This window comes from Brevundimonas sp. UBA5866 (assembly GCF_002432125.1).
Lineage (GTDB): Bacteria > Pseudomonadota > Alphaproteobacteria > Caulobacterales > Caulobacteraceae > Brevundimonas.
In genome coordinates this window covers 1-22,750 of the sequence record NZ_DJFS01000067.1, presented here as the reverse complement: position 1 = coordinate 22,750, position 22,750 = coordinate 1, and the positions used below count along the sequence as shown (strand labels likewise).

The 22,750-nt window shown below is 61.9% G+C and carries 20 protein-coding genes; 7 read left to right on the top strand and 13 right to left on the bottom strand.

The window, feature by feature from the left end; all coding sequences use genetic code 11:
- Position 1: 1 nt before the first annotated feature.
- Together B3H86_RS07260 and B3H86_RS07255 are read right to left on the bottom strand one after the other, a co-directional pair.
- Positions 2 to 901, bottom strand: a complete 900-nt coding sequence (locus B3H86_RS07260) for a WcbI family polysaccharide biosynthesis putative acetyltransferase (protein WP_292052412.1) — start codon at positions 899 to 901, stop codon at positions 2 to 4.
- A gap of 5 nt (positions 902 to 906) precedes the next feature.
- Entirely contained in the window at positions 907 to 1,386 is a 480-nt protein-coding gene (locus B3H86_RS07255) for a class I SAM-dependent methyltransferase (protein ID WP_292052411.1), read from the bottom strand.
- 372 nt (positions 1,387 to 1,758) lie between these two features.
- Here B3H86_RS07255 and B3H86_RS07250 point away from each other — a divergent pair, with 372 nt between their 5' ends.
- The 4 genes from B3H86_RS07250 to B3H86_RS07235 are packed head-to-tail and all read left to right on the top strand — an operon-like array spanning position 1,759 to position 7,124.
- A complete protein-coding gene (locus B3H86_RS07250; RefSeq protein ID WP_292052409.1) occupies positions 1,759 to 2,910 on the top strand; it encodes a glycosyltransferase in 1,152 nt (383 codons plus the stop codon).
- Positions 2,907 to 3,728: a hypothetical protein gene (locus B3H86_RS07245; RefSeq protein ID WP_292052407.1), complete on the top strand. Its 822-nt coding sequence runs from the start codon at positions 2,907 to 2,909 to the stop codon at positions 3,726 to 3,728. The genes B3H86_RS07250 and B3H86_RS07245 overlap by 4 nt, the downstream gene beginning before the upstream one ends.
- Before the next feature lie 2 nt (positions 3,729 to 3,730).
- Positions 3,731 to 6,454 (top strand): glycosyltransferase, encoded by a 2,724-nt coding sequence (locus B3H86_RS07240; protein ID WP_292052405.1) that lies wholly within the window; start codon positions 3,731 to 3,733, stop codon positions 6,452 to 6,454.
- Positions 6,444 to 7,124 (top strand): hypothetical protein, encoded by a 681-nt coding sequence (locus B3H86_RS07235; RefSeq protein WP_292052403.1) that lies wholly within the window; start codon positions 6,444 to 6,446, stop codon positions 7,122 to 7,124. The genes B3H86_RS07240 and B3H86_RS07235 overlap by 11 nt, the downstream gene beginning before the upstream one ends.
- A 4-nt stretch (positions 7,125 to 7,128) precedes the next feature.
- On the opposite strand, the gene B3H86_RS07230 is transcribed toward B3H86_RS07235, so the two are convergent.
- From B3H86_RS07230 to B3H86_RS07200, 7 genes are read right to left on the bottom strand one after another with little or no spacing between them, the layout of a single operon-like run.
- Positions 7,129 to 7,974: a hypothetical protein gene (locus B3H86_RS07230; protein WP_292052402.1), complete on the bottom strand. Its 846-nt coding sequence runs from the start codon at positions 7,972 to 7,974 to the stop codon at positions 7,129 to 7,131.
- Entirely contained in the window at positions 7,974 to 8,660 is a 687-nt protein-coding gene (locus B3H86_RS07225; RefSeq protein WP_292052400.1) for an ABC transporter ATP-binding protein, read from the bottom strand. Before B3H86_RS07225 ends, B3H86_RS07230 begins: the two co-directional genes overlap by 1 nt.
- Entirely contained in the window at positions 8,657 to 9,823 is a 1,167-nt protein-coding gene (locus tag B3H86_RS07220) for a chain-length determining protein (protein WP_292052398.1), read from the bottom strand. Before B3H86_RS07220 ends, B3H86_RS07225 begins: the two co-directional genes overlap by 4 nt.
- A 3-nt stretch (positions 9,824 to 9,826) precedes the next feature.
- A complete protein-coding gene (locus B3H86_RS07215) occupies positions 9,827 to 10,663 on the bottom strand; it encodes an ABC transporter permease (protein ID WP_292052396.1) in 837 nt (278 codons plus the stop codon).
- Positions 10,664 to 10,698: 35 nt separating this feature from the next.
- On the bottom strand, positions 10,699 to 11,988 hold the full coding sequence (locus B3H86_RS07210; RefSeq protein WP_292052394.1) for a glycosyltransferase family 4 protein: 1,290 nt from the start codon (positions 11,986 to 11,988) through the stop codon (positions 10,699 to 10,701).
- Between the two features lie 11 nt (positions 11,989 to 11,999).
- Entirely contained in the window at positions 12,000 to 12,923 is a 924-nt protein-coding gene (locus B3H86_RS07205) for a hydroxymethylglutaryl-CoA lyase (protein ID WP_292052392.1), read from the bottom strand.
- Positions 12,920 to 14,599, bottom strand: coding sequence for an ArnT family glycosyltransferase (locus tag B3H86_RS07200; protein WP_292052390.1), 1,680 nt, complete (start codon positions 14,597 to 14,599; stop codon positions 12,920 to 12,922). The genes B3H86_RS07205 and B3H86_RS07200 overlap by 4 nt, the downstream gene beginning before the upstream one ends.
- A 125-nt stretch (positions 14,600 to 14,724) precedes the next feature.
- On the opposite strand from B3H86_RS07200, the gene B3H86_RS07195 reads away from it, so the two are divergent.
- Positions 14,725 to 15,492, top strand: a complete 768-nt coding sequence (locus B3H86_RS07195; RefSeq protein WP_292052388.1) for a glycosyltransferase family 2 protein — start codon at positions 14,725 to 14,727, stop codon at positions 15,490 to 15,492.
- Positions 15,493 to 15,618: 126 nt separating this feature from the next.
- On the opposite strand, the gene B3H86_RS07190 is transcribed toward B3H86_RS07195, so the two are convergent.
- The 3 genes from B3H86_RS07190 to trhA form a co-directional block, all read right to left on the bottom strand.
- Positions 15,619 to 15,978, bottom strand: coding sequence for a hypothetical protein (locus tag B3H86_RS07190; protein WP_312821177.1), 360 nt, complete (start codon positions 15,976 to 15,978; stop codon positions 15,619 to 15,621).
- Between the two features lies 1 nt (position 15,979).
- Positions 15,980 to 16,594, bottom strand: coding sequence for a polyhydroxyalkanoate synthesis repressor PhaR (gene phaR / locus B3H86_RS07185; RefSeq protein WP_414632840.1), 615 nt, complete (start codon positions 16,592 to 16,594; stop codon positions 15,980 to 15,982).
- 91 nt (positions 16,595 to 16,685) lie between these two features.
- Entirely contained in the window at positions 16,686 to 17,405 is a 720-nt protein-coding gene (gene trhA, locus B3H86_RS07180) for a PAQR family membrane homeostasis protein TrhA (RefSeq protein WP_292052386.1), read from the bottom strand.
- Between the two features lie 193 nt (positions 17,406 to 17,598).
- Between trhA and B3H86_RS07175 the strand changes: the two genes are divergently transcribed.
- The gene (locus B3H86_RS07175) at positions 17,599 to 18,774 is read left to right on the top strand and encodes an acetyl-CoA C-acetyltransferase (protein WP_292052384.1); all 1,176 of its coding nucleotides are present in this window, start codon (positions 17,599 to 17,601) and stop codon (positions 18,772 to 18,774) included.
- A gap of 96 nt (positions 18,775 to 18,870) precedes the next feature.
- Positions 18,871 to 20,355, top strand: a complete 1,485-nt coding sequence (locus B3H86_RS07170; RefSeq protein ID WP_292052382.1) for a polysaccharide pyruvyl transferase family protein — start codon at positions 18,871 to 18,873, stop codon at positions 20,353 to 20,355.
- Here B3H86_RS07170 and B3H86_RS07165 read toward each other — a convergent pair.
- On the bottom strand, positions 20,352 to 22,750 hold a 2,399-nt coding region (locus B3H86_RS07165), incomplete at its 5' end, for a S8 family peptidase (RefSeq protein ID WP_349679845.1). The two genes, B3H86_RS07170 and B3H86_RS07165, sit on opposite strands and share 4 nt — an antisense overlap.

Below are 22,750 nucleotides of genomic sequence, written 5' to 3'. Positions count from 1 at the left end.
GTCAGTCGTATCCTTGAAGGAAGACAGCATCGGCCGCTTCGGCGCTTTCGTAGACCTTGTAGAAGGCCTCGATCAGTTCGACGCCTGTAAAGGTTTGGGGCTCGGGTCCGGCACCGTGAATGGTGCCGTCAAACACGAGCTCACGACCGACGATGGTGCCGATCGGTGACGCCGGCATGTCATACAGGGTCTGTACGAACGGCAGGATCGGCAGGTCGATCTCGTTCAGAGAATAGGGATAGCCGTCAAAGAGCGACGGATCGTAGTCGGGCACCTTGAGATCGATACCGGCGTGGGCGACCATCCGACGAAGTGCCTCCAGCAGAACTTCGTCCGTGGGGTGGTTCATCGAATAGAACATCTTGGTGCGGAAGGCGTTGGCTTCGATGTAGTCGGACATCTTCACATCAACATCCTGCTCGCGGTGGCGCAGGTTGGCGATGCTGTCGCCGATGGGATCGGCCGGAAGGACCTCTGAAGCCCGGGGGCTGGTAAAGGCTTCCCATGCTTCCTGTACGGATGCACCTTCGGCATAGGACTTCTGGATCTGCAGGAAGTGATAGTCCGACAGCGGGCCGGTCAGCTTGGCACCGCTCTGGGCGTACACATATCGTACGCCCGGGAAATAGCCGTCAAAATAGATGTTCGGCCAGATCACGACCTTGTCGCCGAGTTCCTGACGCAGAACGGACGGACGAACGAATTCGGCAGGGTAGTCGTCGTTCACACGCTGGGAGAAGACGACGTCTGCCGAATAGATTTTCTCTTTGATCTCGGGTGTGTTGAAAGATCCGAGATCAAACACCGGCGGAACGATAACCAGCTCTGCGCCCAGTCCCAGAAAATGCGTGATCTGGGTGAGCGCCTGAGCCTGACAGTTGCCGATAAATACAATCTTCATAGCAGTTAGCCGACGGCCTTCATGGCAATGCCAGCCAGGCCGTTATGGAAGTGGAAGGAATCGTAGACTTCAATGTCTGCGTAGCCGAGGGAGGCCAGATGCTCACGGGTGATGGTGCGCAGGTGACCATCGCTGAGCGGGACATTTTCATCAATAGGGCAGGCGAGAACCACATACTTACGCGCGATCCGTTCCAGTTGGGCGATAAAGCCCTCCATGTCCGGAACGTGCTCGATCGTATGGCTGCAAACAACGATGTCGTGGCTCTTGGGTTCCAGATCGAAGATATTCATCTGGACTGCAGAGATGTCCTTGAACTCTTGGCCTGCGATGCGCGGCAGATCGGGGTCCAGATCAAGGCTGGTGACCGGATCGAACTTCAGGGTGGTGAAGGCCAGCGGGTGGTGAAGCAGGCGCAGTAGGGCCGTTCCGATGCCGGTGCGGCCGCCGACATCCAGCAGGCTGAGGGTCTGGAAACCCTTCACGCGCTGAGAAATGAATCGCGAGATATCACCATAGAAGTGCAGGGACTGGCTGTCACAGCGGAGGCGGAGAAGACGGGCCTCATCGGCGTCTGTAGGCAGGGGAGAAAAAACACTATCTACGGTAGGTAACATATTATTATTTCCCTAAGTCGGACATCGCAGTGATTCGTGGATGGTCCGCGATTTCTAATATCGTCCAATATTAATCATGGTCTATAGAACGTCTCGGCGAGATCAAGTGTTCTTCCTCGCGACGACGCCATATCCTATGGATGACGGATGCCCGCACTTGAATTCGTGACTCCTATACCCCCAATCATTACGGGGACGGCGTCCTACTTCGACCTTTTAGTCCGGAACCTTGACCGCGCCGTGCTGGATCTGGCGCAGGTTCGCATCGTCACGGATTCCGATGCCTGGATGCGTGACGGTTTAAAGGGGGATTTCCCCATGCATCTGCACGGGGTACCCGTCGTGGACTGGCGCGAAGTCGAGGTCGATCCGCCGGGAGATACGACACGCGTCTATTTTCTGGCGAACAACGACAAACACGTTTTTGCGCACCGTATGCTGGCTCGCCAGTCGCAACAGGCGAAAGGGCGGGTAGTCTCGGTTCTGCATGATCCGTCGATGTTCATGGTTCACGAGCACATGATGCGCACGGGCGAGCCAGAGTTCGCGCTGGACAGGGTTTCGGACATCATGACCAGCCAACTGGGGACATTGGCACCGGGGCTGCTGCGCGGCTATGCCAATGGCTGGCTGCCGGATGCGATATCCTTCGGTGTTCACTGTATGGGCAATGCCCTTTCGCGTTCGGATGAAATCTGGACCCACAGTGTTTTCGGTGCCAACCGCGTCCTTTACGAGAATGATTTCACCGGCATGCGCTGCGCCGCCATCCGTGTCTGCGCGCACCCGCGTGAAAAAGAAGAGGCAGGCGAGGCGGTATCGGCACCGCGCCGGGACGATCATTTCAACATCGGTGTTTTCGGCTGGGTCACGCCGCCCAAACGGGTGGCGAGTGTGATCAAGGGCGTCGCCCTGGCCCTGGATCGCCTGAAACCTTCCGAACGTGCGCGGGTCAGGCTGCGCATTGTCGGCAAACGTCCGCCTGTCCCGGACTATGATGTCGTTGATATGGCCATGCGTCTGGGGCTCAGGGACCATGTCGAGTTTGTGGACTATCCCCCTCAGGAAGAGTTTGCGCGCTATATTCGCGAATCGGATCTGGTGTTCAACCTAAGGTATCCGTCATGCGGCGAGACGAGCGGCACGCTTGTTTCGGCGCAGACACACAATATCCGCGTAGTCGCCAGCCGGTACCAGGCATTTCGTGAGGCTACGGGAATATGGCGTTTCATCAATGTGTCAGAGCCATATGAGATATGGGATATCGCCGATGCGGTGGTGGATGCCATACGCGAACCGGCACAAGCATTAGATACTGTCGCTTCGACTGTAGCCCCGATTGAAACCCTAGTTGCGCGACTGGTGCGTGCTGAATTTCAGGAGACACTATGAAGGCGGCAAAGCGCAAAATCGCGCGTTTCAGGAACAAGGTCGTCAACTTTGTCCGCAAGAGACTGGCTGCGCGTAAGCCCAAGGATGTCAATGGACGCATCCGTCAGCTGGAAGCCGCCTATGATGCGATGGCCCAGGACTTTGCGGTCCTGAAGGCCGAGCAGCAGATGGCCGCCGTGCGCCAGCAGGCTCTCGTCGATTATTACGAGACGCGCATCGACCGCATCTATGCGCGACTGTCGGCGCAGACCGCGGGCGTGGAAACGGTGGGCATCCATATCGCCCAGGACGGACCTGCCGATGATGTCATCCTGGACGGCTTTAAAAAGGCGCTTCAGGTACAGGGCGGCTACGTCAACATTCCGCTGCCTTCCGTGCTGAGCGACTATCTGGAGCCGGGTGACATACGCGGCCCGCTGACGCTTCAGGGCTTCAAAATCCGTCGCGGTATCGCGCAGGAACAGGGCGACGGCGTTCTGGTCCAGAAGCTGGATCGCGGCAGCCAGCAGACGGCACTGTATGGCCCTTACAAAAAGCTGCTGCCGGGGCGTTATTCGCTGACGCTTCGGGCGCAGGCCGTGGATGACCGCTCAAAGTCCAGGCTGGACGCGGGCTTCGATATTTTCTGCCCTTCGGTGGACAGGACCTTTGGCGAGGCCCAACTGGCCGCGACCGCCGAAGGAGACTATGCGGCGACGGTAGTCTTTGACTGGCCCATCGAGCTGGCAGAGCGCGAGGTTGAACTTCGCGTGGTGCAACGTGCGTTGAAACCCTTCAAAATTATCGGCTTCGATATTCGGGCCAAGGACAACAACTGATCATGGCTGCTCGTAAACCTCGTTTCGTCCTGGTGGACCCCAGCTTTGACGGTACCACTGGTGACAAGTGGCAGTACGCAGTGGCGTTCGCGGCATCGGCTGCGGCGAATGGTTATGAGTTCCATCTGGCTTCGGCGCGTACCTCGCCAAGCATTACTGCAGTGCACCCCGAAATCATCGAGCATCGTGTCTTCACGCATGGTTTCTACCAGCACGACAAGATTGTCTCGCGCCACGAGCTGAGCCCCGAGAATGCGGCCGAGCGCGCTCTGGCTCTGCGCTATACCCGCAAGATCAACCGTGCCGAGCAGGACATCAAACGGGCGTGGGACCGCAATGACCGCGCCGCTGTCGAACTGGGCGAGCGCCGCCTGCGCGCCATCAAGCGCGAAGCCGCCCGTGTGGCACAGGAATCCGAGCAGCGCCGAGTGCAAAATGTGCCGGTGCCGTTCAACCGCGATGACTATGGTCTTGCACTGGCCGAACTGATCGAGGAACTGGATCTGGGGGCCGGTGACCGCCTCTTCTTCCACACTGTCACGCCCGCCATGATGGAGAGCCTGTCAGAGGCGCGCCTGCGTCTGGGCATTGAACGGGTGGTCGAGGCGGATGCCCACTTCCTGTTCCACTTCGGTGCCGAGGCGTCTGACGCCCGTACCTTCCTGGACCGCTATTATTCCTACTCCCATTTCGGGAGCATGGCGCAGCGCCTCCGGACGGGATCGCCGTTCAAGAACAACTATCTGCTGGCCACCAGTCCTGAACTGGCGGAGGAGTGCAGCGAGCTTTTCGGTGTGCCCTGCGGTCTGTTCGAAGGGCTGACCAACCTTGGGGTGATGATGCAGGCGATCGGTGGCGAAGCTGCCGAGGCCGAGCTGCGGGCCAACCGTTCGGGACCGTCCCTGAAGGACCGCCCCTTCCGCGTCGTGGTGCGGGCCGTCGATATCAAGCCCGAAACGTGCGATGCCTTGAAGGCGGCCGTGTCGCTGTTCAAGGGGCAGGGCCTGTCGCTCGACCTGCGCGTGATCTATCACCACAATGCCATCCGTCCCCTGCGTGATATCGCTGCGGTGCTGGGGGATGACGTTACCTTCGTCGATACCGAGGACAACGACGACTACATCCGCGCAATGGCCCAAGCCGATCTGGCGGTTCTCAGCTATGTGGCCGAGCACTATGCCAAGCGGGTGAGCGCGGTGCTGCACGACTGTTCGGTCATTGGCGTGCCGTGTCTGGTTCCTGCCGAAACCACCATGTCACGCACCGCCGAATATGCCGACATCACCATCTACGAAGACGTCTCCGAACTGCCGGGACTGATCTACAGCGTCTGGAAACAGCGCACATCACCCCAGGCAGGCGAAGTCTCCGACAGCCGCATGGCCGAGGCACGCCGTCGCTTTGCAACTGATGTGGTCGAGCGCGTCATCGCGGGCCAGACCTCGCCCGCGATCGTCGCCGAGGCGGACCCCAAGGTTGTGGTCGTTGTCATGCCCGCATGGGGGCGCTGTGGCAGCTCCTTCGCGATGGAAGCGCAGATCCGTTTCTTCGTGAACGCGGGTTATTTCGTCATCCAGACCTTCATGTTCGACAAGCCGATCGTGCCGATGGCGAATATGGATTACCTGTGGCTGATCCTGCGCGAGAACTCCGTCTACACGCGCGGCAATGTGCAGCGGATCATGTTCACGACACCGGATCGGATGGAAGCACTGGAAGACAGTGACGACTATCTGGCCATGACGCCGTTCCACCAGCACCTGTCCCGTGTGGCCGCCGGCGAGATCGTGGAGCCTGCCCTTGCCAAGGCCTGCCGCGAGGCGGACCTGACGGTAGTGAACCACGTCTTCCACAGTGCGTGGGCCAAGCGTAACTGCGGCGGTCCAATGATCCTGGAGACGCACGACATCCAGTCGTACCAGATGGCCAAATGGCCCTTGATCGACGCCCGTGATGAAATGCCGGCGGCTCTGTCGTCCTTGCTCAAGGACGAGATGGCCGAGGTTGCGACCTTCGATCATGTGATCAATGTCGCGCCGGAGGAACACCGCATTCTGAGCCTGTCGGCCAAGGCTTCGACCTTGCTGGTACCCTATATCCCGCTGCGCAAGCCCGATCCGGCCATGAAGCGTATCAGCGACCTGATCCCGAGCGAGGGGTGGGGGGTCTGGTACGAGGGCATCGACCAGTTCGACCTGCTGCTGGCGGGTGATTCCCACCCGGCCAATGTCGAGTCGGCCCACTGGTTCATTGCCGAGGTCTATAAGCCGTTCTTGCAACCGAAGGGCTACAGGCTGGCGATTACCGGACGCCTCAGCGACAAGATGTACGAGCGGTTCGAAGGCGAGATGGGCGTTTTCTATGCCGGTTTCGTCAAGGATCTGACGACCATCCGCGCTCTCAGCAAGGTTTCGGTTCTGCCGGACCGCCGTGGCACGGGTATCTCGATCAAGACGCTGGAAACCTTCCAGGAAAGGGCTGCTTTCGTGGCGACGCCTGTGGCGATGCGGGGGCTGGAAAGCGATGTGATATCGCGTATCCCGACCTTCGAGAGTGCCGCGGCCTTTGCCAACGAGGCCAAGCGCCTGATCGAAAATCCCAAGGCCCGCGATGCGCTGCGCGAAGTGGGCCGCCAGGCCTATGAGAGCGTTTCGGGAGAGGTGCGGTTCAATGGGGAGTGGCAGCGCATCGTGACCTCGCTGACGGCGGGAACCGATGCGGGCTGAGACCTTGCCCCTGCTTGAGATATTCGTGCGTCCGGCCCCTGCGGGGCTGGATGCCGATATCGCACTGGATGTGACCCTGATATCGCTCAGGGCGGCACAGGCAGCGGGATACCGTCTGTCTGTGAGCCTGACCTATGGGCTGCCGGAGCATGTCGAGACGGGCGGTCTGGACCTGCGCGCCATAACCGGTGTCACCGGTGAAGGTGATCTGGGGTTGTCGGCCCATGCCGCGCACCGCTTCTTCCTTGTGCTTGAAGCCGGGCAGGCCTTCCCGTGGACACTTGCGCCACACTATCTGTTCCAGGATGGCCGCGCCGTCTTTTTCGGACAGTCGGGCGGGACGGATGGCCTGACACGGGTGCGGGCCGCTCTGGTCAGCGGAATGGCTGCTCCGACGGCGGTGGTCGCTCCGGATACGGCCACCGTCTACTCGACCCGTCTGGCAGAGCGGGCCTGTATCATGCTGCGCTCCATGCACGGGGATGCGGCGCAGCGGTTTGCCGGAGGCTTTGGATGCGAGGCCACCCTCTATGCCCTGATGAACGAGGACCGGATGCATATCGACCATGTGCTGGTCGAGAGCGAGCGCTCGCCTCTACAAAGCATCACCGATTTGTCGGAAGACAAGGCCTCCGGAGAGCGGCTGTACGCCCGGCTGCGCGGTCGTTAGTCGCTCAGAGGGCTGACAGATAGGTCAGCTTCATATCGCGCAGCCTCAGAAAGCCCTGCAGCTGTGCGGCATCGGTGGCCACCATACAGTGGGCCGCATCCGGGCGCGTGATCTTGGCTTCCAACGACACCTGATAGCGCCCCGATTTGCGCAGCAGGGTGGTGAAAAGCGTCTTCTCCAGCGCCGCACCGCCCCATTGGAAAGCCAGTCTCGGCACGCCGGTTTCAACGTCCACATCCAGATCCAGTTCGATCTTCCATATACCCGGCATCAGGAAGATGAACGGACCGGCCAGAATATGCCGCGCCCGTCCTGTCAGGTTCACCCAGCCCTCGTGATCGGGCGTATAGGCAGGAGATGTTGCAATCAGCGGGGCGCGCCAATCCCAGCTCTGACCCGGTTCAAGCGGCCATTGGACGTACAGGCGCTCGAGTTCGGCGGTGCTGGCCGACAGGTCGAAATCGCTTTCTGCGGGCGGCAGGTCGTCAAAGCGGATGGTCGCGGCACCGTGCTCGCGCAGCCAGTACACACCCGCAGCAGCGCCGGAGCCGTGGGTCAGTGCCCAATGGTCCGGCTGATCCGGCTGCAACAGCTTATGGATGGCGATCAGGTCTTGCATGGAGCGTGGCAGGACCACGGACCATCGCGCATCGGGGTGCAGCAGGTCGAAGTCGATATCCTGATAGATGCAGACATCGGCCGTCGGCGCGGCGACCAGCGCGTCGGTCGCCTTTTCGGCAACAAACTCCGCGGTGAGACACTGCTCGGCCGCCAGGGCCTGCAGGCGTTCGACAATGGCACCCGAATGCATGGATGCCGGAACAAAAACCAGGGGGGAAAGCGCGTTCATTACGCGGCTCTTAGCCAACTATAGACGTCTACGGCTTCCTCGATGTCATCGAACATCTTGGCCTTGCCGCTTTCGATGATGAGGGCGCGATCGCAAAGCGAAGTGATCAGGTGCATATCGTGCGAGGCGATGATGAAGGTCCGCTCCTGACGCCGCTCGAACAGTTCGACCTGACATTTGCGCTGGAAGCGGCTGTCACCCACCGCGACCAGTTCATCGATCAGGTAGCAGTCGAACTCGATCGCCAGCGACAGGCCAAAGGCCAGACGCGCGCGCATACCCGATGAATAGTGCCGCACCGGAACCTTCAGCTTTTCGCCGAGCTCGGCGAAGGAATCCACGCGATGCAGAGTCTCGCCGATGTCGCGGTTATACAGACGCGCCAGAAAGCGGATGTTGTCGTAGCCGGACAGGCTGCCCTGAAACCCGCCGCCGAAGCCGATGGGCCAAGAAGCCGTGCAGCCCCAGTTGATCACGCCTTCGGTCGGCATCAGGGCACCGCCCAGCATCTTGATCAGCGTCGATTTACCCTGACCGTTACGACCCAGAAGCGCCAGTCGGTCCTTCGGCTTCAGAGCAAAGCTAAGGTCCTGGAATACACGATGTCCGTTGGGATAGGTCTTACCGAGCTGCCGCACATCCAGTGCAAGCCGCTCGGCAGTGTCCTGCGAAGCAAGAGACATCATTCGTGACGGTGCTCACGGATACCTGCCCACAGCAGGAAGCTACAGGCGAAGATCAGAAGCGAGGTGATGAAGACCGTCAGGATCGACAGAAGGCGGCGCGGCTGGGTCGAGGCGTCCGGCAGGTTCGGCTCGACCACGCGGTCAAGGAACAGCAGCTGGCGGCGGGCCTCGATACGGGCGGTTTCCAGTGCCTGGTTGGCGGCGGTCAGGGTGCGCGCGGCGGCGTCACGCTCGAACACCAACTCTTCGTAGCTGGCGATCTTGGGGGCCAGCGAATTGGTGTTGCCTGCGATCTTGGTGCGTTCCTGATCGATCTGCTGGCGGAAGGATTCAATGCGGCGGTCCAGCGGTGCCAGCAGCGGGCTCTGCGGCGTCTCGCGTGCGATCTGGCGACGTTCCGCCTCCAGTCCGGCCAACTGGGACATCAGGCCGCCGAGCAGTTCGGCGCTGGCCTTGGCCATGTGTTCCGGATCGACGATCTGCTCGCGGTTGCGGAAGTTGGTGACGGCGTTCTGGGCCGCGGTCAGACGTTCGGTGGCTTCGCGGACGGTGCGCTCGCCTTCTTGGATAGCCGCCTGCGAAGAGCGGATGTTGATGTCGTTGACGACCTTTTCACCGCCCAGCAGCAGGCTTTGGGTCACGGCCTGCGCTTCTTCGGGAGTAAAGGCTTCGACACGAAGGGTGCTGATGCCGGTGGTCGAATCGTAACCGACAGTGATGAAGCGCTGGATGCCCTTGTACAGGTCTTCACCCGTACCTTCCTGCCACGGACGGACGGCGCGCGAGAGCGGGTCGGCCTTGGGCGAGATGAAGATCTTGGACAGGTCGTGGCGCTGTTTTAGGAAGTCGATACCGGCACGCGAGCGCGTGAATTCATGCACGATGAACGCATCGGTCGAGGTCGGCGACAGGCCTACGCTGGCCAGGGAAAGGCCAAGGGCGTTGGGCCCGGTCTGTCCGGCGCGGCGCACGACAAACCGCGTCTCGGAGACATAGCGGTCGCTGGCGATGCCCATGTAATAGACGGTCGCGGCAAAGGTCGGCAGAGCGACCATGACCAGCGCAGCCAGCAGAACAGGCTTTTGCCACCAGCGCACCTTGCGCTTTTGGACGCGCGTCTGATCCAGCGGCTCTAGGAAGCGGATTTCAGCTTGGTCAGACATGCATCACTCAGTTTCGATGTGGTTGCTGAACATGTTCAGCATAGCGAGGCCAATGAGGATCAACACACCGCCGAAGGCAATCGGATACCACGGCGTGTAGTGGGTTTTGATAAACTCGCCCCATATACCGGCCCGAACCATTTCAATAGCGTGGGGGAAGGGGATGTACAGGAAGTATTCGCGATACGAAACCGGCACGTACTCTGCCATGACGAATGCACCGGACAGCGGGATCATGATGTAGAGCAGCAGGTTGTTCAATCGTTCGACGGCATCGAAGCGGATGGACAGCGCCGCCAGCACCAATGCAAAGCCGAATGAAACCCAGGCCAGAATGAACCAGCCCGCATAGAGCAGCAGCCAATCCTTGGGCAGGTCAACCTGTCCGAGTGCCAGCAGCAGCACATAGACGATGAAGAAGGCGAGGGTAGAGCCCAGAACCTCCAGAATCGCCCGTGAGATATAGATGTGCAGCGGTCGCACCTTGCGGTGGAACAACAGTCCGGTGTTCGCCTGAAGGGCATGCAGGGAGTGCGTCACCAGATGTCGGATCACCAGCAGGCACATATAGCCGCTCATGGTGAACGGGGCGACGCGGATACCGAATTCATAGTCGGGCTTGATCGCCGACCACAGTGCGATAACGGCCAGACAGAAGGCCAGTGGTTCGGCGATCAGCCAGAAAAAGCCGATACCTTCGCGGCCATAGCGGGTCATCATCTCGCGCATGATCAAGGCGTACAGAGTACGGCCAAGCTCTATAGTGCTGCGATAGAGAGAGTACAGAGGCGAACGGCGTCGCTTCCGAATGACCTCCCCCTGGCTTTGGACTTGTTGCATTTCGCCCTAGGTGCTCGACTTCCAGTTCGCCACGATTACAGCAAACCAACCGTGCGATAAACGGTTTCCAGTCGTTGCTGGTATTTCTCTGCCGAGAACATATTGGCCCTGCGTGGTCCCAATACTTTCAGGTGTGTACGTAAATCGTTGTCAGTATCAAGCGCCGTGATGGCCTGGCGAATGGCATCGGGATCATAAGGATCGACAAGAATCCCGGCCTCGCCGACGACTTCTTCCAGTGCGTGACCCGTCGAAGCCAGCACAGGCGTCCCCACGGCCATAGATTCCAGCGCCGGAAGACCGAAACCTTCATATAGGGAAGGAAACAGTGTCGCGCGGGCGGTGCGGATCAGGCGGTCCAGCACCGAGCGCGGCATGTAGTCCAGCTTGATGATGCGGCTGCGCCCATGCTCCTGTACGCCATTCAACAGGCCGGTTTCATATTCGTCCAGCCATGAACGGCCGCCGACGATGACCAGCGGTGTCTGGCTGCGGCTTTCCAGATAGGCCTCGACGATGCGGCCAAGGTTTTTCTTGGGCTCGATGGCGCCGTAAAACAGGAAGAAACCGTCCGGTTCAAGGCCAAGGTTGGTGGCCAGCCAGTCGGCATCGGCTTCTGCGTCGCCCATATCGGGCTGTATCACCGGCTGATAGGTGACCGACACCTTCTGCTCCGGAAGCAGGCAGACCTGCATCAGGTCGCGCTTGGTGTGTTCGGACACGCAGATAATGTGGTCGGCCCGTTCGCAGCTGGCTATGAGCTGTCGATAGTAGGCCGGCTTCTGCTCCTTGGTGGTGTGGGGCAGTTTCAGCGGAATGATGTCATGCACCGTCAGAATATTGACGGCCTGCGGTGCGTGCAGCGGCAGCGGACAGGTCCAGTGCACGACATCCGGAACCGGTATGGGCGTGCCTGACGGATCGAAGCGGACAGGTGTGACCGTGCCATATTGGCTATAAGCGCGGTTGGCGAGGTAATAGATTTCCTGGGCCAGCCAATAGCTGTGCGCTGCGGGGCGACGCATGCCGTCCGTGGGCCAGATGACCTGATCCGAGGGAATGACGGGATGGGCGGTGCGTCCGAACCGGGCTAGACGGGTGCCGATGGCGCGCTTGAACCCGCCCTTGGCCGAGCGGTTGCTGCTGGCGATCACGGCCACCTCGTCCATCACCGCCGTTTCCTGGCGCGGGACGGATGGGCCATAGAGCACCTGCCCACGCGCACCCATGCTGGCGATCCCTTCGAGAAGAGTGTGGCCATAGGTGGCGATGCCGGTGCCATGAGGCATGGCCAGGTTGAAGCCGTCGATACAGGCTGTGATCATCGCGCGGGATATCAGTCGCGTTGGCCCCACGCACCGGCACGCGAAAGCGCACTGGGAACGGGGCGATTGAGGTGGTTGCCGATCCAGCGAGCGGTTTCGATAAGGGCATCCAGATCATAGCCCGTTTCAAACCCGCCGCGGTGGAGTGCGTAAACGAGATCTTCGGTCGCCAGGTTCCCTGTCGCGCCCGGTGCGAACGGGCAACCTCCGATACCGCCAACCGAGGCATCCAGAATATCGACACCGGCCTCGATACCGGCATAGGCGTTGGCCAGCCCGGTGTTGCGGGTATCGTGGAAGTGCAGGCGGAGTTTGGCGTCGGCCGCGACCTGACGTGCGGCCTCGACCTTGCGGGTTACACTCCACGGGTCTGCGACGCCGATCGTATCGGCCAGGGCGATCTCCTTGAGACCGAGTTCGGACACAGCCCCGACCATGTCCGTGACCTGGCCTACCGAAATCTCTCCATCGAACGGACAGCCCCATACGCAGGACAGGGTCGCCGACAGGGACGGCACAGCCTCGCCCGCACCTTCGGCATTGGCGCGTCCGGCCACGATGTCGGCCAGCATCTGAAGCTGTTCCTTCGGGGCCAGCCCCTGGTTCTTCAGGCCGAAGCCGGTGCTGACAGACAGCGAGACATTGACCTCGTCCACCGCCGTGCCCAGCGCCCTGTCATATCCCTTGCCATTCAGAACAAGGCCGATGCGGCTGCGGCCCGTGTGGTGGGGCAGTTGGGCCATCACCTCTTCGGCACCGGCCATCTGGGGCACATATTTGGGATGGACGAAGCTGACGGCCTCGATACGGCGGGCACCGGCGGCTTCGAGCCTGCGGATGAATTCCAGCCGGATTTCCGGACTGAGAACAGTCTTTTCATTCTGAAGGCCGTCGCGGGGACCGACCTCCACGATTTCGATGAAACGACGGGTCATGGACGGGGGGAATCCTGGGGTTCGCTGGTGATCGGCGAATAGATGGTCAGGCGCACATCCTCGCCGTTGGAATAGTTGTGGCCGCGCACCTCGCCAACGGCGCGTCCAGAACCGCCCAACTCGGCCAGCGCCGTGCGGAAGGCCCGGTCGTCACGCGCTTCGACCACGACCGGACGGCCCTCTGCCAGAGCCTTGGCCGCTCCTTGGCCGTCTGTCAGCTGGGTCTCGCGGCCCGTCAGGAACACAAAGCTGGGCTCGTGGAAGCCGGTAATGGCGATCGGGCCGGGCAGGCGACCCTGTGCCGGAAGGACGCCGGCGAGCTTCATCTTCTCGACCAGTTGCGGTGCCACGGACAGCGGCTTGAGCTGACGAAGCGTACCGGCCAGGGCCGCATGGCCGATGACACCGAAACATATGGCGGCCAGCACGGCGGTCACGGCGGCGCGGTTGACCAGCATGAAGCCACCGATGGCTGCGGCCATGACCAGACAGACGATGGTGACATTGGCCCATGTCTGGGCGGTCGAACGGCCGAACTCGGTCAGGCCGTACAAAACTATGAAGCTGATCGCCACGGCCACCAGCAGGCCCAGTGCGGCACCGGACCAGCGGGTGAACCGGCTCAGGGGTTGGGTCAAGGCGGCGGCCATGAGTATGGCCAGGGCCCCGAAGGTCGGCAGGGTGTAGTGCGCCAGTTTGGTGGGAGCCAGCTCAAACACCAGCCATGCCGGTACCAACCAGCAAACGGCAAAGCGGATGATCGACGCCTGCCGTTGCTTCCATGCGGTCGCCACCGCGGCAGGCAGCAGCAGGGTGGCCGGGAAAAGAAGTATCGGGGCCAGCGCCAGATAGGTGCCGAACGGTGCCCCGTGGCTTTCGTGTGCGCCAACCAGTTTGGGGGCCAGATCGCCGCCCAGCGCCTGCCGCCAGAAACCGCCATCGGTTGCGATGGTTATCGCAATCGCCCACGGACCGATGATCAGGGCCAGAACCGGAAGCCCCCAGCCCCATCCCAATCTGCCGATCCAGCGAATGTCGCGGTCCCATATCGACAGGGATACCATCGTCAGCAGTATGACCATCGGCCCGATGGGGCCCTTGATCAGAATGGACAGTCCGACGGCCAGCCAGAACAACAGCTTGTGTGCTCTCTCGGTATTTTCCCCGTTACGGACAGACAGATAGATCCGCCCCATAGCGGCCAGCGCCAGAGTGGTCAGCCCGCACAGCATGGCATCGGTTTTGGCGATACCGGCTTCGGTGGACAGCAGGAAGGTCGTACCCAGTATCGCGCCGGCCAGAAAACCGGCGCGTTGGCCCAGGGCCACGCCAGACAGCCATGCGATCGCCCAGGCCGCCAGCATGGCCCCCAGAAGGGACGGTATCCGGTAGGGCTGGATGGCCCGGTCAGCCGGATCCGAAATCGTGCCGACCACAGCAGCCTGCATCCAGTGGATACCGACCGGCTTTTTCCAGCGGGGCTGATCCTGATAACGGATGTCAACGAAGTCGCCGCTTTCCAGCATTTGCGACGAGGCTTGCGCGAATCGCGCCTCGTCACGGTCTAGCGGCGGCAGCAGCAGCAGACCCGGCAAACCCGCGATCAGGGTCAACAGGGCAGCCAGCGCGGGGCCGCGCCATCCGGCGATAAATCGATCCAGGTTGGGACGCGTCATGGCGATACTCGTATCACGCGTCGATCAAAGGGTGAAAGCTTTTGCCGTGCAATAGCTTCAACCTGTGAATCGGGGCTGTGAAAGGGGACGTATCGCATCGCGGAATCTTGAGGTACATCCAACACATGACCCGATCCGCCCCGACGCCGTCGTCGCCTGATTTCGCCGATGAAACACTCGTCTCGGTGGTTGTACCCGTACATGACGAAGCGGGGGCTGCGGTCACGCTGGCGCGCGATATCGCCACGGCGTTCGAGGGTCGTCACTTCGAGATGATCTTTGTCGATGATGCCAGCAAGGACGACACCCTGAGCCTGCTTCGTGCGGCGACACAGGAGCTGCCCATGCTTCGGGTCCTGTCGCACGGGCGGAATGCGGGGCAGTCGCGTGCCGTTCGCACGGGGGTGCTGGCGGCGCGGGGCGGCATTATCGTCACCCTCGACGGCGACGGGCAGAACCCTCCGCACGATGCGCCGGGTCTGGTGGACATGCTTGTGGCCGCGCCTGCGGATGTCGGTCTGGTCGGCGGTCGCCGCGCCCGGCGTCAGGATAGCGAGGCCAAACGCAGGGCCTCGCTCTGGGCCAACCGTATTCGCAAGAAGCTGTTGCATGATGATGCGGATGACACCGGTTGCGGGCTGAAGGTTTTCCGTCGGGAGGCCTTTTTGCGCCTACCGTATTTCGATCACATGCACCGCTATCTGCCCGCGCTGATGATCCGCGAGGGCTATCGCAACCTGTATCGGGATGTGGATCACCGCCACCGCGAGACGGGACGGTCCAAATACACCAACTGGGGACGCCTCAAGGCGTCGATCTCGGACCTGATGGGTGTGATCTGGCTCAAGTCGCGTTGCCGGTCACCGGGCCGTATCGACGAGTATTCCGCCTAGCTGAACGCCAGGAAAATGGTGCTGACCAGCAGCAGTTCTGTCAGGCGCAGCAAGGGCTGGTAGAGTGAAGACATTTAGGGCTCCGGCAAGGTTCGCCCTGCGCGAAGCAAGCACGATGCCTGAGGCCTAGATTTCCGTGGCCTTGCGGATGCCTGGTGACGGTCGCCGGTCTTTAGTCCCTGAATATTCTCGACTTAGATAGGTGCTGCGGGCGGTGTCCAGCACCTCGGGGCCGCCCTTCAAACCGCGTTTCCTGCCGGGCTGACCCAGAACCTGGGCGGCAAAGGCCGCCGGTGGTGGCGGTGGTACCGAGGCAGGCTTTGCCGAGGGCTTTTCCCCGGTGGGAACGAGGGCCTTGGAAACGTCGGGCTTTCTGCGGTCGCCACGGCGGCGGTCGCCCTTGCGGTCCGCCACGGGATCGACGGCATTGACGGCTGTCGGGCCCACGGCTCCCGTCGCAGAGATGGGATCGATGGGAGGGCTCATCCTATTGCCCCGAAGCTTTTGACAGCCTGTCCAACTGGGCCCGCATGGCTTCCATCTGCTTCTTCATCTCGGTGAGATCGTCAGCAGCCGCAGGCTCGGCCTCGGTCTTGGCCTGGGGTTCGGACGGGGTTTGTGCGGCCCCATAGCCAAAGGCGGGGAACATCCGCATGGCGCGCTCGAACATGGCCATGTTCTGACGGGCGGCCTCTTCCATCAACGAACCGCCCGGTGTCTGGGCAAAGGCGCGTGTGAACTGCTGGCGCAGTTCGTCCTGCTGGCGGGTGAAATGGTCCAGCGACATTTCCAGATACGACGGCAGTACCGCCTGCATCTTGTCGCCGTAGAAGCCGATCAGCTGGCGCAGGAATTGAACGGGCAGCAGGGCCTCGCCTCGGTTTTCCTGTTCGAAAATGATCTGGGTCAGAATCTGGCGGGTCAGGTCGTCGTTGGTCTTGGCGTCATAGACGACAAACTCTACCCCCTGACGGACCATATGGGCCAGATCGTCCAGCGTCACATAGCTGCTGGATGCCGTGTTGTAGAGACGACGGTTGGCGTACTTCTTGATGACGACGGTACCCATCGAATTTCCACCCTCTGAAGACTTGTCTGCCACGCTTGTTCTCGCGTTTTGTTGTGCAGCACACCATCACGCATTGCGGGCGCTAAGGCGAGTCTCGTTTTTCAAACTGTGGTGAAGTCGATGCTCAGCCGAAATTGGGGGCCAGCACCACGCCGATCAGAATGGCGGCCCAGTGCATGCCTGCGCCCGCAACGACAAAGCTGTGCCAGATGGCGCGGCGGAACTTCAGCGCGCGGTTGATGAAGAACAGCACCCCGACCGTATAGGTGACGCCACCCGCCACCAGCAGGCCCAGTGCCACCGGCGATACGGTGTCGATCATCGGCTTGATGGCAAACACGATCAGCCAGCCGAACAGCACATAGACGCACGACCAGAATACGTCCGACAGGCGCGGCACGAACATCTTGGCAAAGGCACCGCCCAGACCGATCGCCCAGACCAGCAGGGTAAAGCCGATCGAAAGCGAACCTTCAAAGCGCTGGGTCGTGATCGGGGTGTAGGAGCCTGCGATCATCAAAAAGATGAAGGCTTCGTCCAGACGGCGAAGCACTGGACGCGCCGCGCAGGGATGGGTCTGGTTGTAGATGGTCGAGGCCGTCAGCATGCCGATCAGGCACAGGCTGTAGAGAAGGGTCGCCGCAAGGGCCCCGATACCCGAATAGATACCGGCCAGAGTCGCCAGAACGCCCGCACCGACCAGTGCCGCAATAAGACCGACCAGATGCACCCACAGATCAGCCAGCTTTTCAGCGCGGCTGGCATAGTGTTCTTCCATGTCCAGCTCGTCGGCCTTCATCATGTGGCGGCCAAGGCGGTTCAAGAGGTTGGGCTTAGGGGTCATGCGACACATCCGTTCGGGCTGCTACGCGGTTACAGATCTATAAACCCGCCAGCGCGATCACCGTTCAACATCATAGGGGCGGGAAAATGACGATGCCGCGTAAGCGGTGTGAAATCAGCTAACACTCAAGCCTAACTTGCACGCAGAATGCTGCATGTGCGAAGACGGAAAAAATCCTTTGGGAGTGAATATTGTGAAAGACGTCGTCATCGTTTCCGCCGCCCGCACGCCGGTCGGCTCCTTCCTCGGTTCGCTGTCGTCGCTTCCGGCCTCCAAGCTGGGCGAAGTCGCTATCAAGGGCGCGCTGGAGCGTGCTGGCGTCTCGGGTGACGAGGTTGACGAGGTCATCCTCGGTCAGGTGCTGCAAGCCGGTGCAGGCCAAGGTCCGGCCCGTCAGGCCTCGATCAATGCCGGTATCCGCAAGGAAGCCGCCGCATGGTCGCTGAACCAGCTGTGCGGCTCGGGCCTGCGCGCTGTGGCCCTCGGCTACCAGCAGGTGGCACAGGGCGATGCCAACATCGTCGTCGTCGGCGGTCAGGAATCCATGTCGCAGGCACCGCACCTGCAGGTCCTGCGTAACGGCCACAAGATGGGTGCCGTCACCCTTGAGGACCACATGCTCCGCGATGGTCTGCTGGATGCCTTCCACGGCTACCACATGGGCCAGACCGCCGAGAACATCGTCGAGAAGTGGGGCCTGACCCGCGACGAGCAGGACCAGTTCGCTGTCGCCAGCCAGAACAAGGCCGAGGCGGCGCAGAAGGCTGGCAAGTTCGCCGATGAAATCGTTCCGGTGACCGTGCCGAGCCGCAAGGGCGATGTGGTTGTCGATCAGGACGAATACATCCGCCACGGCGCCACGCTGGAGGCCATGGCCAAGCTGCGTCCGGCCTTCACCAAGGATGGCTCGGTCACCGCCGGTAACGCCTCGGGTATCAACGACGGTGCGGCCGCTCTGGTGCTGATGTCGGCTGAAGAAGCGGCCAAGCGCGGTCTGGAGCCGCTGGCCCGCATCGCCTCGTGGGCGACCGCAGGTGTCGATCCGGCCATCATGGGCACCGGCCCGATCCCGGCCTCGACCCGCGCTCTGGAGAAGGCGGGCTGGAAGGTCGAGGACCTGGACCTGATCGAGTCGAACGAAGCTTTTGCCGCCCAGTCGCTGTGCGTGGTCAAGGAACTGAACCTCGATCCGGCCAAGGTGAACGTCAACGGCGGCGCCATCGCCATCGGTCACCCGGTCGGTGCCTCGGGTGCCCGTATCCTGACCACCCTGCTGTTCGAGATGAAGCGTTCGGGCGCGAAGAAGGGTCTGGCGACCCTGTGCGTCGGCGGCGGCATGGGCGTGGCCCTGTGCGTCGAGCGCGCATAACTCCTGCTAGACTATAAGCTGGACAATAAGATAGGCCTGAGGGTGAGCAATCGCCTTCAGGCCTTTTTGGTGCCTGCTGCCTTGGGAGGGACCGCGTTGGCCGAAGAGATCGACAAAAGAATTTCGTATTATACGCGCGGTGCGCAGGCCTATAATTTCGGGGACTATCTGACGGAATATTTTGTCGAGCGGATGCTGGTCGAGCCTTTCGTCTGGGCCTCCCAATACCGGCTGATCGGCAGCGCCCTCAGTGATGCCTTGGTCGATTTCGACCTGAACGGATTGCCCGACGAGGCCCGCGTCGCCTTCTGGTGCTGTGGGGCCCGCGACGAGAACGGCCTGTCGCCGGACCGCAGGGCGCGAAGCGATATCTGGGGGGTGCGCGGCCCCTTGACGCGACAGCTGCTGGAACTTCCGGATGACACGCCGCTGGGTGATCCCGGCTATCTGGTGCCCTTGCTGCACACACCGCAAAAGATAGAGGCGCTGGCAGGCAAGACGGCCTCTATGGTGCATGTGTTTGCGCGGGATCGCAGCGAGGAGTTTCGCCGGACGGTGGGAGCCGATGTGGCCCTCAGCGCCTCGGTTGCCTCGTTTGAAGAGCTGGAGCGGTTGTTCGACCAGATCGCCTCGGTCGATTTCCTGTTCACCGCCTCTCTGCACGGGGCGATCATCGCCAGCGCCTTTGGCACCCCCTTCGCCTTCTGGGACTACGGCGAGGTCGATATTCCCTTCAAATGGCAGGATTTCTGCGCCTTGCTGGGTATCGACTGCGAGTTCAATCAAACCCTCGAACAGGGCCGTCTGTGGTGGGAAGCGCAGGGCAAGCGCCAGCGTTTACCGGCATTGGTGCCGATGCTGGCCGCCTGTCCGTTCACGGTGCGCCCGTCCATCTGGCAACGGGCCATCGCCCATGATGCGGCCAAGGGTCATGCCGTCCCCGCGCACCCCGTCGGATTCGACCGCCAGGACTGGATTGATCTGGCGCGGCAGAGGAACCGTGCACGTCCCGATCCGGACAGTGCCGTGCCCGCCCGTCATCTGGCCCGCGCGGAACTGCAGGCGGCCAGCAAGGCCCTGGATCAGGCTGTGGCCGAGATCGACCGGCGCATGAAGGCGCTGGAACTGGATTTCAGCCAAACACCGCAGATCAACTTTGCCCAGGGGGCAGCCGGTCACGCCTTGATGACACAGGGCTGGACCCCTGCCAATGAGATCGCGCCGTGGAGCCTGCCGCCCTTCGGCGAGATTGTCCTGCCCGCCGGTAGCGGTTGGGAAAGGGCAGAAACGCTGTCTGTATCGGCCTATCTCTATGTTCCGAAACAGGCCGACGGCACGACCAGCCGCAAGGTCTGGGTATGGTTGAACGAAGTGCTGGCTTTCGAGCAGAGCTTTGACAATACCGGTGACGGAGACAGTATGGAGGTCAACCTCTCCATGCCGATTGCAGCCCATCTGAAGATGCCGAGAGATCTGGTGATCCGCATCTGTCTGGAGCCTGTGCCGGTCCCGTCCGAACTGGGTGTATCGGACGAAGACCGGCCCATCGGGCTGGCACCCCTATGGCTCAAACTGGCCTAGAAGCCCCGCCGCCACAGGGCCATCAGGGCATAGCCCGGCTTGGCATCGCGGCGGTGTTGTTCGTCGCGGATCGCGGTGGCTTCAAGCTGCAGGACCGATCCGCCCGGTAGCTCGTGCAGGCTGCGCATGGACATGTCGATCTGGCGGCCCGACGGCGCTGCCGAGAACCGGCGGCGCGAGAAGGTGACCGGATCGAAATAATCCAGCGGGATGTCGGCCAGTGTCGCTTCAAAGGTGCCGCTTTCGACACGCAGGGGCTGGCTGATTTCCCACGTCAGGGTGCTGCACCCCGTCCACCATCCCTTACAGCTGGCCTGCAGTCCGAGGTTCCAGCTGGAGCTAACGGCGGCCTGGGACAAGGACAGGAAGCGACCGTCGATATCGGTGCGCCCCATGCCGACCTCACCGGTCAGGGTAAGGCGTTCGCTCAGGCGTACATCGCCACCCAGAGCGGTAAAGCGTGTGCTGGAGGGCAGGGCCAGATCCGAGCTCATCGGCATATAGGTGCCCAGCGGACCCATCTTCTCTTCGACCTGACCAAGGCTGAAGGCCAGTCCACCGTTGGCAAAGCGCCAGTCCAGCCCCATCCGGCCATAGGTGGCCGCATCGCGTTCGAGCGATTGCAGCGGCAGCCGGCGGTCGCCCGAGCCGCTGTCGGCACTGAGGATGATGTGGCTGTTATCGCCCGTGTTGAAGCTCATGACGCCGCGGACCGCATGGTCCACCTGTGCCAGGGAGGCAAAGCCGTCACCGGCACGGGTGCGGAAGGGCGAACGCGCGCCACCTTCGCCCTGCCACGCGGCGAAGGACAGATTGCTGGTAGAGACCTCGAACAGGGCCTCGCGGCGATCTTCGGTGCCCATCCACGGGGCACTGTAAAGGTCGTATCGCTGAATCACAGGCTCCGGTTCGGGCATGGGAACAGCGGCGGCCAGCGACAGATAGGTGCCTGCGGGACCAAGCGCCGCCACCGTGGATTGCGCCATCGGTCGCGGCGTTTCCGGCTGGTAGCTGCGGCGCGGTGCCGAACGGTAGACGTCGGCGGCATTCACCTTGAACAGACGCTCGTATTCGTCATAGGCGATGGTGGCCATGCTGCCGGTACGTTGCATGGCATCGCCGAACGGCCCGCCCAGCCAGGTGCCGGGCGTGGTCCCCAGACCAATGGCGGTTGCGCCTGTCGCGGAGGGGGTAGAGGTCTGGCCGATCGGACGGAAGGCGGCGGCAATATCCAGTTTGCCACGCCCCCATGTCGTATCGGTGCCGGTGTCACCGGCATCGCTGGCCGTGCGCAGGATGATCTCGACGATCTCGCGGCCCGTCAGGTTGGGGAAGGCTTCTTTCAGCAGGGCCATAGCCCCGGCCACGACGGGGCTGGCGAACGAGGTGCCCCCCAGGCGCCAGCAGCTTGTATCGTCACAGTCCCCGATCACATCGGAACCGGGGGCAGAGATATAGACGTTCTGGCTAACGCCCGCCTTGTTCGAAAAGGACGCCATAGCCCCGTTCTGACCGTGCGCACCGACCACAATAATCGATCCGGCAAAGCGGGGATCGGACGCATAGCGACCGGGCCACTCGGGATTGTCTCCGGCTTCGTTGCCGGCGGCGATGGCAAAGATGATGCCCGCATCGACGCCCCGTTTCAGGGCGGCCTCGAAGGCTGATCCCAGCTGCCCCTCGCCGCCGAGCGACATGTTCACGATCTTGGCGCCATTGGCGATGGCATAGTCGATGGAGCGTACCAGATCGGCGGATCTGAAGCAGAACTCCTGATCTTCTTTGGCGCAGTCCGAAACATCGGCGCGGATGGACATGATGCTCGCGTTGAAGGCCACGCCAACCGTCCCGCGGCCGTTGAACGGCGAGGCGATGAAGCTGGCCACCCGCGTGCCGTGACGGTCGGGCCCTTCCGGCGAATTGCGCCCGACAACCACATCGGTTGAAAGGGGCGAGATGTTGGCGGACAGGTCGGGGTGGTCCATGTCAATGCCGCTGTCGACAACCGCGACGGTCACCCCGCGGCCGGTCGCACCGGCCTGCCATGCGGCGTAGACGTTGGAACCGGCTACGCCCCAGTTGCGCGTGTACTCGCCCGCGCTGCTGCCCGGAATGGGTGGGGGCGGCGGTGGAGGCGGTGGCGGAACGTATGTCTGAATGGCAGCTAGTCGTGCAGGGCGCAGCCGCTCCCCCCGATACAGCCCCAGCCCGTAGCGCAGCGGCTCACCGTTACGAGACCAGTTATTGAGCAACGCCACATCGCTACGCAGCCGGGCCACCGCCCTGGCTTTTGGCACGGTGTCCGTCATCCCAATTCGGTAATAGTTCGAGACATCAAAGGCGAGCCGATGCAGCAGCTGACGGTTGTTCCATGCGCTGCTGCACAGAGCGACCA